This is a genomic window from Parasutterella sp. (genome assembly GCF_057870745.1).
Genome location: NZ_DBMALT010000006.1, coordinates 1 through 15,920, shown reverse-complemented (window position 1 = coordinate 15,920; position 15,920 = coordinate 1). Strand labels below are relative to the sequence as shown.

The 15,920-nt window shown below is 51.5% G+C and carries 10 protein-coding genes; 2 read left to right on the top strand and 8 right to left on the bottom strand.

The features are described from left to right. Window positions 1–155 precede the first annotated feature (155 nt). Both uvrA and ACZND6_RS02670 read left to right on the top strand, forming a co-directional pair. Window positions 156–5,726 (top strand): excinuclease ABC subunit UvrA, encoded by a 5,571-nt coding sequence (uvrA, locus tag ACZND6_RS02675; protein ID WP_489524374.1) that lies wholly within the window; start codon window positions 156–158, stop codon window positions 5,724–5,726. 125 nt (window positions 5,727–5,851) lie between these two features. Then, entirely contained in the window at window positions 5,852–6,367 is a 516-nt protein-coding gene (locus tag ACZND6_RS02670) for a MarR family winged helix-turn-helix transcriptional regulator (protein ID WP_008864922.1), read from the top strand. Between the two features lie 64 nt (window positions 6,368–6,431). Here ACZND6_RS02670 and lptG read toward each other — a convergent pair whose 3' ends face one another. The 8 genes from lptG to ACZND6_RS02630 all read right to left on the bottom strand — a co-directional run bounded on the left by lptG (window position 6,432) and on the right by ACZND6_RS02630 (window position 15,687). Continuing rightward, window positions 6,432–7,568: an LPS export ABC transporter permease LptG gene (lptG, locus tag ACZND6_RS02665; RefSeq protein ID WP_293737170.1), complete on the bottom strand. Its 1,137-nt coding sequence runs from the start codon at window positions 7,566–7,568 to the stop codon at window positions 6,432–6,434. Further along, entirely contained in the window at window positions 7,565–8,719 is a 1,155-nt protein-coding gene (gene lptF, locus ACZND6_RS02660) for an LPS export ABC transporter permease LptF (protein WP_293737169.1), read from the bottom strand. The genes lptG and lptF overlap by 4 nt, the downstream gene beginning before the upstream one ends. 120 nt (window positions 8,720–8,839) lie before the next feature. Beyond that, complete coding sequence (locus tag ACZND6_RS02655) at window positions 8,840–9,868, bottom strand: ABC transporter ATP-binding protein (RefSeq protein WP_489524373.1); 1,029 nt, start codon at window positions 9,866–9,868, stop codon at window positions 8,840–8,842. Beyond that, complete coding sequence (locus ACZND6_RS02650) at window positions 9,862–10,899, bottom strand: ABC transporter ATP-binding protein (RefSeq protein WP_300875728.1); 1,038 nt, start codon at window positions 10,897–10,899, stop codon at window positions 9,862–9,864. Before ACZND6_RS02650 ends, ACZND6_RS02655 begins: the two co-directional genes overlap by 7 nt. Window positions 10,900–10,907: 8 nt before the next feature. Further along, window positions 10,908–11,783 (bottom strand): ABC transporter permease, encoded by an 876-nt coding sequence (locus ACZND6_RS02645; protein WP_293737226.1) that lies wholly within the window; start codon window positions 11,781–11,783, stop codon window positions 10,908–10,910. Window positions 11,784–11,832: 49 nt separating this feature from the next. Further along, complete coding sequence (locus tag ACZND6_RS02640) at window positions 11,833–13,050, bottom strand: amidohydrolase (RefSeq protein WP_293737167.1); 1,218 nt, start codon at window positions 13,048–13,050, stop codon at window positions 11,833–11,835. Window positions 13,051–13,053: 3 nt separating this feature from the next. Beyond that, the gene (locus ACZND6_RS02635) at window positions 13,054–14,034 is read right to left on the bottom strand and encodes an ABC transporter permease (RefSeq protein WP_293737166.1); all 981 of its coding nucleotides are present in this window, start codon (window positions 14,032–14,034) and stop codon (window positions 13,054–13,056) included. 60 nt (window positions 14,035–14,094) lie between these two features. Beyond that, window positions 14,095–15,687, bottom strand: a complete 1,593-nt coding sequence (locus ACZND6_RS02630; RefSeq protein WP_293737165.1) for an ABC transporter substrate-binding protein — start codon at window positions 15,685–15,687, stop codon at window positions 14,095–14,097. Between the last annotated feature and the right edge of the window lie 233 nt (window positions 15,688–15,920).

Genomic DNA, 15,920 nt, shown 5'->3' with positions numbered 1-15,920 from the left:
GCGTTTCTTTTCGTTTCGATTTCAAACATTCACTCACAACTGATTGATTTTCTTGAAATCTTGACGAGAGTATAGTTGACGCTACCAAGGTGCCGTCTTTAAAAATCACCTTCGGATTCCACTATAGGCGGCCCTCTCCGTTAACTTGGAAGAACATGCAGACTAAGAACAACGCAAAAGAATTCATCTCCGTCCGCGGAGCAAAACAAAACAACTTAAAAAATATCGACGTTTCTTTCGAACACGGCAAATTAACCGTCGTCACCGGCGTCTCCGGCTCAGGCAAATCCTCTTTGGTTTTTGACACCCTTTATGCCGAGGGCCAGCGTCGTTATGTCGAAACCTTCAGCCCCTACGTTCGCCAGTTTATGGACCGTATGGATCGCCCGCAGGTCGATAAAGTCGAAGGCGTGCCTCCGGCCATCGCGATTGATCAAACTAATCCGGTCAGGAACTCCCGCTCTACCGTGGGCACGATGACGGAGATCAATGACCACCTGAAGATGCTCTTTTCTCAGGCTTCTTCACTCTACTGCCGCTGCTGCGGCCGCCCCGTGCGTGAAGAAAGTCCTCAGGATATCTGGGAAGACATCGCAGAGCGCCTGGAAAACGTTTCTCCGGACGCACGCCTGAGCGTGTGCTTCCATGTGCACGTTCCTGCTTCTTTACCGCCGGAAACGGCAATTGCCGGTTTGGAAGCTCAGGGCTTTACTCGCTGCACTGTAGTTTCTCAGGACAAAACAGACGGAACCGACATTGAAGTCATTGCCGACCGTTTTAAGCCGTCTGTCACCCGCAGCCGTGCCGTGGAAGCCGTTGAAACCGCACTTCGTCTCGGCAAAGGTCTGATGGAACTCAAAGTCCGCGTTCCCGGCGCCGATGAAGAAGTCTGGAAATTTTCTGCAGCGCTCACCTGCCCTGAGTGCGGAATTACCTATGCTCGTCCGCATGATTCGACCTTCAGCTTCAATTCCCCGCTCGGCGCCTGCGACACGTGCCGCGGATTCGGAAGAATTATCGGCGTGGATTACGGCTTAGTCATCCCCGATGAAAGCCTCTCTATTAAAGAAGGTGCAATCAAGCCATGGAATACAGAAAGTTATTCGGAATGCAAGGATGACCTCCTGCGCTATGCTGCCGAACACGGACTCGATGTCAACAAGCCTTACCGCGATCTGACTCAGGAAGAAAAGGATTGGATTTGCTTCGGCGATCCGAAATGGACGAGCTTCCGCTCTAAGAAGTGGTACGGCGTTAAGCATTTCTTCGAATGGCTCGAAACGAAAGCCTACAAGATGCACGTCCGTGTCATGCTTTCCCGCTATCGCAGCTATACGGCCTGTCCGGACTGCCACGGCGCGCGCCTCAAACCGGACGCGCTCCTTTGGCGCATCGGAACGAAAGAAAATGCCGATCATGCGTTAGGCAGTCATCAGCGCTGGCGCCCTGCCAACGCGACTTTCTCCGAAGCTATTCTTCGTGATCTGCCCGGGTTAAACATCCGTGATCTGATGCTGCTTCCGATCGAAAGGCTCAGAATCTTTTTTGATGAACTCAAGCTTTCTCCGGCACTCGAAGAAGGCTGCGGCATGTTGCTCGACGAAATCCGCTCGCGCCTGCGTTACCTAACCGAAGTCGGTCTCGGTTATCTCAACCTTGACCGCCAGAGCCGCACGCTTTCCGGCGGAGAAGTTCAGCGTATCAACCTGACTACGGCGCTCGGTACCTCGCTGGTCAATACGCTGTTCGTTCTCGATGAACCTTCCATCGGTCTGCATCCTCAGGATATGGATCGCGTGAACTCCGTCATGAAGCGCCTGCGCCGCGCCGGCAACACCTTGGTGGTTGTGGAACACGACCCTCAGGTGATGCTTGCAGCCGATCGCATTATTGATATGGGCCCCGGCCCCGGCGCCAACGGCGGCAGAATCGTATTTGACGGCACACCGGAAGAGCTCAAGAAGGCACGTACGCTCACTGGTTCTTACCTGCGCGGCGAGAGAACCTTCCCGCATTCCGCCCACAAACGAATCAACCCGGCTAACCCGGCGCTGGTCCTGCTGGGTGCGTCCGAGCACAACCTCAAAAACTTGGACATCCGTATTCCTCTGCACTCTGTGGTTTGTATTGCGGGTGTCTCGGGTTCCGGCAAATCCACGCTGGTTCAGGATATCCTTGTCCCGGCATTGATGAAAGCCAAGGGCAAGTCCACTGAGGCCCCGGGCAAATTTGAGAAGATGCTGGGCACCGAAAACATCAGTGACGTCTCCTTCGTCGATCAGTCTCCGATCGGCAAAACGACTCGAAGCACGCCTGCGCTTTTCATGGGTGCGTTCGAAACTATTCGCCGTCTTTTTGCTGCTTCCCCGGAGGCCAAAAAACGTAAGTACGAAGCCGGAACTTTCTCCTTTAACTCGGGCACCGGCCGCTGCCCGGCCTGCTCCGGAAGCGGTTTTGAACACATCGAAATGCAGTTCTTGTCCGACGTGTACTTAAGCTGCCCGGAATGCAAAGGCACTCGCTATCGCAGTGAGATCCTTGAAGTCAAACTGTCCCGTCACGGCAAAGAGGCCAACATTGCCGAAGTGCTCGACATGACGATTGCCGAAGCCCTCGAGTTCTTCAAAGAAAATAAGGAAATCGTGCGCAATCTGGAACCGCTCGTTAAAGTCGGTTTGGACTATCTCAAGCTCGGACAGCCGATCCCGACCTTGTCCGGCGGTGAAGCTCAGCGTCTTAAACTCGCCAAGCATCTTGCAGACGCCCTCAAAGGCGAAAGCAAACACACACTCTTTATCTTTGACGAACCGACGACCGGCCTGCACTTCGACGACGTTTTCAAGTTGATGAAATCGCTGCAGGAACTGGTTCAGTCCGGACACTCCGTCCTTTTGGTTGAACACAACCTTGACGTGATCAACGCATCCGACTGGATTATCGAGCTCGGACCGGAAGGCGGTGAGCGCGGCGGACGTGAACTCTTTGCGGGTACGCCAAAAGATTTCCGTATCAAGGACACACCGACCGGATTAGCTTTGGCCGCCTACAACAAGGCACTCAAAGAGAAAAATCCGAGCGCTTATTTCACGGACTTTAAGCCTCAGGAAGAGCCGAAGGCTCTGTCCTACCCCAAAGATGCCATCACGGTTGTCAATGCGCGTGAGCACAATTTGAAGAACCTGTCTCTCCAGATTCCGCGCAATAAATTCACCGTCGTCACGGGCGTCTCCGGCTCCGGCAAGTCCACCTTGGCCTTTGATTTGATCTTCAACGAAGGTCAGCGCAGATATCTGGAGTCCCTTAACGCCTTTGCCCGCTCAATGGTTCAGCCTGCAGGCGCACCCGATGTTGACGCCATTTACGGAATCCCGCCCACTGTCGCTATTGAACAGCGCACCTCCCGCGGCGGTCAGAAATCCACCGTCGCGACGATGACGGAGATCTACCATTTCCTCCGCCTGCTCTACGTGAAACTCGGTACTCAGTACTGTCCGACCTGCAGCGTGCCTGTTATCAAGCAGTCCAAGGAACAGATTTTCGCCTCGATCATGAAGGCCTACAAGGGTAAGGAAATTACCTTCCTTGCACCGTTAGTCAAAAACCGCAAGGGCTTCTACAAAGATTTGGCGGTTTGGGCGAGAAACAAAGGATATGAGCATTTGATCGTGGACGGAGAGAAAGTCTCCACGCTCCGCTTCCCCTCGTTGTCCCGTTTCACGGAACATAACATTGACCTGCCCACCGGCACCGTCAAAGTTGTCCCCGAAAACGAAGGAGAAATCAAACAGCTCGTCGCTGTTACATTGGACTACGGCAAAGGAATCCTGGATATCGAACAAAAGGGCAAAAAACGCACTTTCTCGTCGACCTCCAACTGCCCGAACTGCCAGAAGAGCTTCCCGGAACTCGACCCGCGCTTGTTCTCCTACAACTCCAAGCACGGCTGGTGCCCGACCTGTATGGGCAACGGCTTTAAGCCTTTCCAAAATGCGCTTGCAGTCGATGAAAACACCGGCGAGTTAACCGCTGAGGCCATGTCCGAAGAACTGGTCATTTGTCCGGACTGCCACGGTCAGCGACTCAACCCGGTTGCGCTTAATATTCGCTTTAACGACAAGTCCATCGCCGAAGTCGCAGCGATGACAATTGACCAGGCCGCTGACTATTTCAACACGATTGAGCTCTCCGGACGTCAAGCCGATATCGCTCGCGATGCGCTTCAGGAAATCCGCTCTCGCTTGTCGTTCTTAAAAGAAGTCGGGCTGTCCTATCTGAACCTTGATCGTTCTGCGCCGACACTCTCCGGCGGGGAAGCACAGCGTATCCGCTTGGCTTCTCAGCTCGGCACGAACCTCCAGGGCGTCTGCTACGTTTTAGACGAACCGACCATCGGCTTGCATCCGCGCGACAACAAGATTCTGCTGTCTGCGCTCGAGCAGCTCACTTCCAAAGGCAACTCTTTGCTGGTGGTAGAGCACGATGAGGAAACGATTCGCTGCGCCGACCACGTGATCGATATCGGTCCGGGCGCCGGCACTCGAGGCGGACGTCTGATTGCCCAAGGTTCCGTGGAAGATATTGAGGCCGCTGAGAACTCTTTGACCGGATACTACTTAAAGCATCCGCTGATGCATACGTGCAAAGCCAAACGTCGTACGCTGAAGTCCGATCCCATGATCACCGTCCAGGGGGCCAACTCTCACAACCTCAAGGACGTAACGGCTTCGTTCCCGCTCAAACGCTTAACGGTCCTGACCGGCGTCTCGGGCTCGGGTAAGTCGACCCTGGCTCGCGAAGTGTTCTTAAAGAACATGGTCTCCTTGATTCGCGAAAAAGGAAAGTCCGTTCCGGCCCCCGAAGGCTGCAAGGGCATCTCCGGCTGGGAAACCGTGGACCGCATCCTGGAAGTGGACCAAACCCCGATCGGAAAAACTCCTCGTTCCTGCCCCGCCACTTACATCGGTTTTTGGGATGACATCCGTAAACTCTTCGCACAGTCCGAAGAAGCTAAGGCTCGCGGTTATACCGCCTCCCGCTTCTCCTTCAATGTGAAGGGCGGACGCTGCGAAGCCTGCGAAGGACAAGGTGTGAAGACTCTGGAAATGAGCTTCCTGCCGGATGTGAAAGTTCACTGTGACGTCTGCGACTCCATGCGTTTCAACGATGAAACATTGGAAGTGAAGTGGAAAGGCAAGAGCATCGGTGAAGTCCTCAAAATGGAGGTCGACGAAGCAGTTGAATTCTTTGCCTCGGTCCCTTCCATCCTTCATCCGCTGAAACTGATGCAGGATGTCGGCTTAGGCTACCTGACTCTCGGCCAGCCTTCCCCGACGCTCTCAGGCGGTGAAGCCCAGCGTATCAAGCTGGTCACTGAACTCTCTAAGGTTAAGGACGACATCCGCAAGGGCGGCCGCAAGCTGCCGGAGACGGTGTACGTTCTTGACGAACCGACCGTCGGTCTCCACATGGCTGATGTCGACAAATTGATAAAAGTTTTGCATCGACTTGTGGATGCCGGCAACACGGTTATTGTCATTGAGCACAACCTGGATGTGATCGCAGAAGCCGACTGGATTATCGATATGGGTCCTGAAGGGGGCAGTCAAGGCGGTAAAAATGTCTTTGCAGGCCCACCCCAGCGTTTACTCAAGGCTTCAACCCACACTGCGGAAGCCTTGAAGGAGTTCATAGAAACGGCAAAACTGAAGAAAACTCAATCTGCGTAATTTAATTTCTTCATTCTCCCACTATAGGCGTCCTGCAAAGGACGCTTATTTTTTAATTCATATAATTTGTTCATTCGTAAGGGTGAGTGAACGCAGTTTTCTCGCTCTAAAGGTGGGAGTTAAAAGTGAGTGATCAATACGAGAAAGGCGTTTTGAAAGTCCTTCGTTACGTTTATAACCAGATGGAGCGATGCCGTAATGCAGATTTTGATGCATTGGGGATTACTTCATCTCAGGCCAGCGTCATGATGTTTCTATTCAAAAACCGTAAACATGAGGTAACCCAGCAAAGCGTTCAGGCCGCGCTGCTGTTGTCTCACCCCACGATTACCGGTTTGATGAAGCGTCTTGAGGCCAAAGGGTTCATTACGCGTAAAAACAGCCCCGCCGATTTTCGCTGCAAATATGTCAAATTAACGAAAAAGGGCTGCGACATTGAACGAGGTCTCAAAACCAATATGAAGCGCATGCAGGACAGGGCGCTCGTTGGTTTGAGTCAGGAAGAACTGGATAACCTTGAAAAGTCGCTTTGCGTCATCGCAGAGAACCTCCGCAAAGAAGAAGACATGCTCGCAGCAGAACGAATTATTCAAGACATCAAGGAACGAACAAAAGAGGAAGAAAAGGAAGAAAAAGACTGATTTTTTCAGTCTCCTGCAACAGTAAAAGCGCCGAATCGGCGCTTTTGCTGTGCTGTTTCTATGTTCAGGACCTTCGCTCCACGTACCACATGGCAATAACGGCAGCGAGCGTCATCATGAGCGAGGGCAGGATTGCCGAAATAATAGACGGCACACTGTCTAACGCGCTCATAAACGCGAACAGATTGTTCAGCGCATAGTAGAAGATACCGATCATGATGCCGCAGAAAATCTTGATCGCCATACCGCCGGCTCGGGCATTCTGATAAGCAAACGGCATCGAAAGCAGCAGCATGACTAAGATCGCCAGCGGGTAGAAGGCCTTAGACCAGAATGCCGTATCAAAACGCTTGTAAGTCTGGCCGTTTTCTTTCAAATACTCGATGTAGTAATGGAGTTCCTGCAGAGACATATCCTCGGGCTTAATCATCAGCAGACCGAAGATGTTGCCGTCTAAGCTCTTGCCCCAGACCATCGACTTCATAACCTTTCGCTCTACGCGCTCCTGAGTCTGCTCTCTGGACTCTTTGGGCAGTGTCGGTACGGTCTCTTCCACCACATCGTGAAGCACCCAGCCGTCCTGTTCAGAGTAAGTACCGCTCTTGGCAGTGACGATTGAAGTCAGGTGGTCAGGACGATCAAAGACATAAATAACCCAGTCATATGCCGCCTCTCCGGGACGAAGCCGCTGGACATTCACAAAACTGATTTTCTTCGGCTCGCCCGCTTCATTGCGCTGAACATCTCGAACCCAAATGCCGGAATCCAGCTCTTTGCCGGTAAAGGCAGAGCCGCTGATGTCCAGTTTGAATTCCTTGGCCAAACGCTGAGCCGGAGGCGCAACCAGATTTCCGAGGAGATAGGCGCAGATCACCAGGACAAGACCCGGCATAAGAAGCATCCCGCAGAATCGCCATGGCCCGATGCCCGAAACTCGAAGAACCGTGAACTGGCTCGTTGAGGCGAGACGCGAGAGCGTAAAAATGGAACCGAGCATCACGGCAATCGGCAGCACTTCATAACAGCGCGTCGGCAAAATCAGCGCCGTCAGCAGGAAGGCCTGCCCCATCGAATAGGAGGTGCCGATATTTCCCGACTGACCGATAAGGTCAAAGAAAGCGAACAGGGCAACCAGAGTCAGAAGAACGAACAGAGAGCTCTTCATGATCTGGGCAAAGACCATCCGGGAGACGATTTTCATGGCGTCTCCTTCTTGCGCTTAAATATACCTGCCGCTGCTCTGAAAGGTTTCATCAGCCAGTAAATGAACGCATCAAAATACCCTCGATTGATCGTCATCAGGCGGTAGAAAAGGAAGGCAGTCAGCACAGCGACAGGAACATTCATGTACAAAGTCGCACCTAAAATACCGACCTTGCCCTGAGTGATCCAAGTCTGGAAAATCGACAAGGCATTCAAGTAAAGGATGAAGATCAGTACCGCCGCCGTCTGTCCGTAATACTTCATCGAACGCGGATTGTTATAGGACAGCGGAATCGCGAGCAGTGCCAAATTCAGAGCAACAAGGGGCCAGGATATTCGCCAAAACAACTCGGATTCCGCACGATTATCCGTTCTCTTAATCAATTCCTCGATCGGCATTGCATTGAGTTTTTTATTCGCACCGACTTCCGACGGAGAGCTGTCCATTCGGACTTCATACTCCCTAAAGTCAGAAACCGACGCACCGAGGCCCGAGGGCTTGGTGTCGTACTTACGGCCCTCCTCTAAGACGATATAGCGATCGCCGTTAGGCTTGTTTTCGATATGACCGCGGTCGGAAACGAGCACGGAGCGGGAGCCGTCTTTTTTAAGCTCCACCATCAGAAGTGTTTTAACTTTGCCCTTTTCCTGGTCGACACCTTCTAAGAAGAAGACCTGACGGCCGCTTTTTGCCTCAATGAATCGGCCGGAGGACAATTTGCTGATGTCTTCTTTCTGAGCAAAACGGTCGCGATAAGCCTGGACCTGAGCCCTTGACCAAGGAGAAACGGCAATCGAGCAAGCAGCGACAACAAGAACCACGGGAATCGCAAAGCGGAGAACCGGGCGAATCCAGGAAGTCAAACTCAAGCCGCCGGCGGAGAACCAAACGAACATCTCGCTGTCGCGCCAATAGCGGTTCAGCGTCATGAAAACCGCTAAAAACAAGGCCAAAGAAATGAGCGCCGGCAGGTTGATCAAAGATGTGTAAGCAACCACTTCCAAGATAGAGCCTGTGTCGTAACGGCCGCCTGCGGTCTGATTCAGAATTCGTACAAGCCCGATAGTAACGACAATCGAGAAGAGCACAGTGAAGGCCCCTCCGGCGGTATTGGATAACTCGGATGTGAGTGCTTTACGATAAATCATTACAGGCTTACACGACGATAAAAATCTGCACAAACGCAAATTTGAAACTTTAAGTTTAGCAAGTTTGAAAAACTGTGGATTTCTCTTTTTTACGTCTGAGCAGTCGGCCGCAATGAAAAATTACAACCTGCCTTCTTCTGCTGCGTGACAAGCCACTTCCGAGAAAGATCCGTGTGAATCGATCATTTGCCGAAGCGGCATTTCTTTGCGGCAGCGTTCGTTGGCAAGCGGGCAGCGGGGATGAAACGGGCAGCCTGTAGGAGGTGAGAGCGGATTGGGTACTTCGCCTGAAATCGGTGTACGTCTCCGATGCGTCTGACTCAAATCCGGAATAGCATCCAAAAGCATCCGTGTATAAGGATGACGCGGCTCGTTAAAAAGCGTTCGCTTATCTGCAAGCTCAACCAAGCGTCCCAAATACATCACGCCGACGCGATCGCTGATGTGATGGACCACTGAAAGATTATGAGAAATGAACAGATAAGTTAAACCCACTTCCCGCTGCAGGTTCTGCATCAAATTCAGTACCTGAGCCTGCACGGAGACGTCCAGCGCGCTGGTCGGCTCATCACAGACAAGAAACTCTGGGTGAATCGCAATTGCGCGCGCAATGGAGATCCTTTGCCTTTGTCCGCCGGAAAACTGGTGCGGATATTTGTCCTTGTCCTCTTTTGATAGGTTGACGAGGTGAAGAACGGAATTCACGCGGTTTTCGATTTCTTTCGGATCTTTAATGATCTTTTGCGCAATGATCGGCTCCGCGACAATTCGTCCGACTTTCCAGCGAGGATTGAGACTCGCGTAAGGATCCTGGCAAATCATCTGGATCTTGCCGCGCACGAGCTTCTCGTCTTTTCCTCTGGAAGCGTACAGATCTTTTCCATCCACTTCGACCGTGCCGGACGTCGGTTTATCCAGACCTACCAGCATTCGGGCAGTGGTGGACTTTCCGCACCCGGACTCTCCTACCAGTGCCAGAGTCTCGCCTCGACGAATCTCAAAAGAAACACCGTCGACAGCTTTCAGCAGCGTCCGAGGCTTTCTCTCGACCACTCGAGTGAGCAAAGAAGGCGACACATCAAAATATTTCTTCAGATCCTGCACCTTGACCAGTACGGACTGAGTGCACTTTACGTTATCGTTCAGCATTTCGGCATGTCCTCAGGCGCTCTGATGGTGAAAGGCTCTTGCGGGAACCGCATCTGTTTATTGCGGCGTCCTGCCTTCCAGCAGGCTACCAGCTTATTGCCGCAAGGCTGCAGCCCCGGGCGCTCGCGAATGCACTTTTCTTCGGCCAAAGGACAGCGGGGATGAAACGCGCATCCGGAAGGTACTTCGCTCAAATGCGGCATGGCCCCCGGGATTTGAGACAGGCGATCCTGTTCATCACCGATTTTCGGAATAGAGCCCATCAGACCGATCGTATAGGGATGCTCGGCGTCATGAATCATTTCTTCCATAGGGCCGATTTCTGCCAAGCGTCCCGCATACATCACCGCCACGCGGTCCGCCGTCTCGGCAATGACACCCATATCGTGCGTAACCAAGATAACTGCCGTACCGTTTTCTTCACAAAGTTTTTTGAGAAGTTCAATGATCTGAGCCTGCACGGAAACATCCAGCGCCGTTGTGGGTTCATCAGCAATGATCAGTTTAGGATCCGCGCTGAGCGCCAATGCAATGACCACGCGCTGGCGCATGCCTCCCGAGAACTGATGAGGATAGTTGTCCATTCGCTTGTCCGCAGCCGGCACTCCGGTCGCCTCCAAAAGACGAATCGCTCTTTCCCTTGCCTCCTTCTCACTCAGATCGGAGTGAATGCGGATCGTTTCGATTATCTGGTCCCCGATCGTAAAGAGAGGATTCAGACTGGTTAACGGATCCTGGAAAATCGCTCCGATACTTTTGCCTCGAATCTTCTCCATTTCATCATCGGACAAGTTATCGATGCGCTTCCCTTCCAAAAGAATCTCACCGTGAGTGATATGAGCGGGTTTTCCGAGAAGACCGATGATGGAGTTCCCGACCATGGACTTACCGGCTCCGGACTCTCCGACCACGCCCAATATCTCTCCGGGGTTCAGGCTAAAAGAAACATCTTCTAATGCAATCAGAGTTCCTTTTCTTGTCGGAATTTCTACTTTGAGGTTCCGAACCTCTAAAAGCGGCTGATTATTCATAAGAAGCATCATTGAAGTTTCGGATTAAGTGCGTCGCGCAGCCAGTCGCCCAGCATATTGACGGACAGCACAAAGAGAATAAGTGCAACACCGGGGAAGATCGTGATCCACCATTCGCCCGAGAATAAAAACTCATTTCCGATGCGAATCAGAGTTCCCAAAGACGGTGTCGTCGGAGGAACTCCGACACCCAGGAACGACAAAGTGGCTTCCGTAATGATTGCCAAGGCCACTTGAACCGTCGCAAGAACTAGGACCGGGCCTAAAACGTTAGGCAGAATATGCGTAAACATGATTCTTGTCGGGCTCACGCCAAAAAGCTTTGCGGCCTGAACATAATCACGCTTCTTCTCACTTAACGTCGCACCTCTAACCGTACGGGCATAACGTACCCAGCCGGAAAGAGAGATGGCAAAGATAAGAACGCCGTAAGCAGCCTGATCATGCAGGCTCTCGGGCAGAATCACGCGAATGATGCCGTCAATCAGAAGTGCCAGAAGAATCGCTGGAAAACTCAGCATCACGTCGCAAAAACGCATGATGACGGCATCCGTAACTCCGCCCGCATATCCGGAAATCAAACCGAGAGACACGCCCAGCGCGACAGAAATAAAGACCGAAGATAAACCGATCTCTAAGGAGACCCGAAGCCCGTACAAAATGGCTGAAAGCAGATCTCTTCCCTGGTCGTCGGTTCCCAGCAAAAACTGCCATTTTCCTCCCTCCATCCAAGCGGGAGGCAAAAAAGCATCCGACAAGTCAAAGGAAGTCAGGTCAAAAGGATCATAAGGTGCGATCCAACTCGCAAAAAAGGCAGAGAGCAAGAGTCCGATACAAATGACAAAACTGATGATCGCAGCCGGAGAGTGCAGAAACTTCCACATCAAGTCACTTTCTAAAAAACGCCTGAATGCTGAAGACTGCCCGCTGTTTTTAGTTAACACCGTCGCCTCCGCCGTTTAATTTCCGGAGCCTCTTTTCAGCTGTCGCCGCCATCACGCTGGCTGCCAGCAGAAGAATCTCGTCATTAAAATCAAAGTACGGATTGTGAGCCGAAGCGCCGCCCTGTCCGATCCGGATATAGGCACCCGGGACCCTTTCCAACATGAAAGCGAAATCTTCGCCTCCGGCCATTCTCGGATAGTTTCGATCCACATTTTCTTCACCGACAAATCCGGCAGCGACATCGGCCATAAAAGCTGCTTGTTCCGGCGTATTGATACAGGGCGGATAGAAACGGCCGTAATCGGTTTCGGCTGTGCAGCCTAAGCCTGCGGCAATAGAGGCACTGATCTCTCCGATTCTTTTTTCCACTAAATCTCTAACTTCCGGGGAGAAGGTGCGTGCGGTTCCGACGATTTGGCAAGAGTCGGGACAAACACTCTGCGCACGCGGGTCGCCGGCCTGAAGGGAACAGCACGAAACCACCGCAGTCTCCAGAGGATCAACTTCTCGAGACACAATCGTTTGAAGTGCAAGGATGATGTGGGCAGCTGCTATCACCGGATCATGATTCAGATTCGGACGAGAAGCGTGACCTCCCTTGCCTTTCACAACGATTGTGAAAGCATCGGCAGCCGCCTGCATTGCTCCGTAGTTCAAAGCGATTCGACCCGGTTCAATCGCAGACGAGTTATGGAAGGCGTAGATTTCCTGCATCGGGAAACGTTCAAAAAGCCCGTCTTCCATCATGTGTTTGGCGCCGGACCAGCCCTCTTCTCCGGGCTGGAACACTAAGACAACTCTGCCTCCGAAATTTCTCTCAGAAGCGAGTTTCTTGGCTGCACCCAGCAGTGCTGCCGCGTGTCCGTCGTGACCGCAGGCATGCATTGCGCCCTCGACTTGGGAAACATGATCGTGGTCCGACAATTCCTTTAACGGAAGTGCGTCAATATCTGCCCGCAGCCCCACTGCAGCGTCTCCGGGAAGCTTTCCGTAAATGACGCCTACTACGCCGTCCCCGCCGATGCCCTCATGCACCTCATCAACCCCATACTTTCTCAATAAGTCAGCAATGATTCGTGAGGTCCTCGGCGTCACTAGGCCGATTTCGGGATGGACATGAAAATCCTGACGAATGCGACGCAATTCTTCCTTCGTTTCTCCGAGGAAGAAAGGATCTGCAAAATTATCTAAGTTAACGCTGTTCATTTTTTATTCCTTGCTTGCCGCGTCTGATTTCAGCCTCGGATCTACTGCCAAGTAGAGCAAATCAACAATGAGGTTAATGACGACAAAAATAAGAGAGATTAGACAGAGATAAGCCGCCATGACCGGGATGTCTGCAAACTGAACCGCCTGTATAAACAGCAGACCCATACCCGGCCACTGGAAGACGGTTTCGGTCACGATCGAAAAGGCGATAATGCCGCCGATCTGAAGTCCCGTGATCGTAATCACCGGCAGCAGCGTATTTTTCAACGCATGTCTAAAAAAGATTTTTCGTTTCGGTATGCCTCTGGCCCGTGCAAAACGGATGTAATCCGTACGCATAACTTCAAGCATTTCACTGCGTACCAATCGCATGACTAAGGCAATTTGAAAGATCGCCAATGTCACGGCAGGGAGGATGATATGTTTAAGACCGTCCCCGGTCAGCAGTCCCGTAGTCCACCATCCGAAGGCAACCGTTTCGCCTCGTCCGTAGGACGGCAGCCAGCCGAGCCAAACGGAGAATACGAGGATCAGCAAAATACCGATAAAAAAGGTCGGCAGCGAGATCCCCACGAGCGAAAGCCCCATTAGCCAGCTTGCCCAAATCGAATTTCTCTTCAAAGCGACGAACACACCCAGAGGAATTCCGATGAGCGTAGCCACCATGGCAGAGAAAAATGCGAGCTCGAGCGTCGCAGGCATTTTTTCCTTAAATAAATCAACAACCGGTGTACCTTGGCGTAATGACATTCCAAAGTCACCGTGGAGAGTATTAGCAATAAACGCTCCGAACTGTTTCCAAATAGGCTGATCCAGCCCCAGCTCATGCGTCAGGGCAAGCCGATCGGCCTCAGTAGCCTCTTGGCCCAGCATTTGCGTTACAGGGTCACCTACGAATTGGAACAACAGAAATGCAATCATGGTCACGATCAACATGACCAATATTGCCTGGAGCAGACGTTTTATAACAAACGAGAACATCTGTCGGCATCCTTTCGGGAGTCGAAAGGCCGAGAAGGTAATTCTCGGCCACTAAGAGAATTACTTCACGATTACTTTATCGAGTTCCAAGCGATCGTCCGCACGTAAGGGAGCTTCTATATTTTTCTTCAGAGCCCAGTTGATGACTTGTGTATGAAGAGGAAGCACATAAATGTTCTTATTGACGCGGAGCAGAGCCTGTTCAATCAGTTCATTGCGCTTATCAAAATTTTCCTCTTGCTTGATCTTTTCAATCAAAGCATCCAGCTCAGGATCCGAGACTCTACCGATGTTTGAGAGGCCATTGCCTTTTTTAACGTCAACTGTTTCGACGAGAGACTGAAGCGGGAACAAAGCGTCCTGAGTAGATGCACCCCAACCAACCATGCCGACAGAGGAGTCATAACGCAGAACTTTCGGGAAATAATTTGCGCGTGGAATCGCGTTTACTTTTACCTTCACGCCGATCTTAGCCCACATTCCGGCCAGAGCCTTACCGATGGCCTCATCGTTGATATAGCGGTTATTCGGGCAGTCAAGCGTAAATTCAAAACCGTTAGGATAGCCGGCTTCAGCAAGGAGCTTTTTAGCTGCTTGAGGATCATACGGAAGGCGCTCGGCTGCCTTAGCGCTCCAGCCGTTCGTCTCGGATGAAATAATGGATCCGTTCGGAATAGAGAAGCCTCTCATCACCGCACGCTGGAGCGTTTTAATGTCAATGGCCTGATACAAAGCCTGACGAACTCGGATGTCTTTAAACGGGTTTTTATCTGTTTTCTTACCGTCCACGAAGACGTAAGGAGATTCGTCGCGCATTTGGTCCAAAGAGATCATGAGCACGCGCAGCTCAGGACCGGACTGAAGCTTAACCTTAGGATTGTTCTTTAGACGCTGAATATCTTGTGTTGCCGGGTCTGGGACAAAGTCCACTTCTCCGGACAATAAAGCAGCCATGCGGGTCGCCGCAGATTTAATCGGGGTATATATCCCTTCTGTGACGTTTCCGACTTTATTGGCTTTATTCCACCAATCAGGATTTTCAACAAAAACTGTTTTGATATCGACTTCACGAGACTGAAGTTTGAAAGGACCGGTGCCGTTTGCGTGCTTTGCTGCATAAGCCTCTTCTTTAGCAACAAAATTCTGCGGCGCTGCTGCACCATGCTTTTCAGCCCAGGCTTTATTCAAAATTCTGAGGTAGGCAAGCTGATTGAGAAGTACGGGAGAATGATTAATAGTTCTGATCAAAACATCGCCGTTGGGCAGCGCTTCAGCGCCAAGAATACCTGCGGTAAATGTTTTGAACTGAGAAATCGGATGGAGGGCACGATTGATTGAGAAGGCCACGTCTTCAGCTGTCAGAGGTTCTCCCTCATGAAATTTCACACCTTTGCGCAGCTTGAATACAAAACCTTCGGGAACCGAAGTCCAGCTTTCTGCCAGACATGGCTGTACTTTTCCTTTGTTGAGATTTAGTAATGCTTCGTAGACGTAAGAGTTAGCGGTATTGTTAAATGCTTCGTTTTGCGCATGAGGATCAAAAGTTAATATGTCCCCTTGGCTGGCCCATTTGAAAGTAGCGGCGTAAGCCCCTGAAGAAATACCGATTCCCATTGCGGCACAAGTCATTGCAATTGCTACGAGTCGTCTCATGACAAATCTCCTATGAAAAGTAGACAACAATAGAAAATTTATATCATGAGGCAGGCGCAAAAACCGCTTTGAGGAAAGAAATTTAAGGGGGTTTTCTTGCGCCGGACAAAACAAAACCTCTTGAACGGTTAAGTCCAAGAGGTTTGTCTTTTATGGAGAGCCCGGAGACTACCTACTTTCGCAAGAAATACAACTCACTATCATCGGCGTGGAGGCGTTTCACTGTCCTGTTC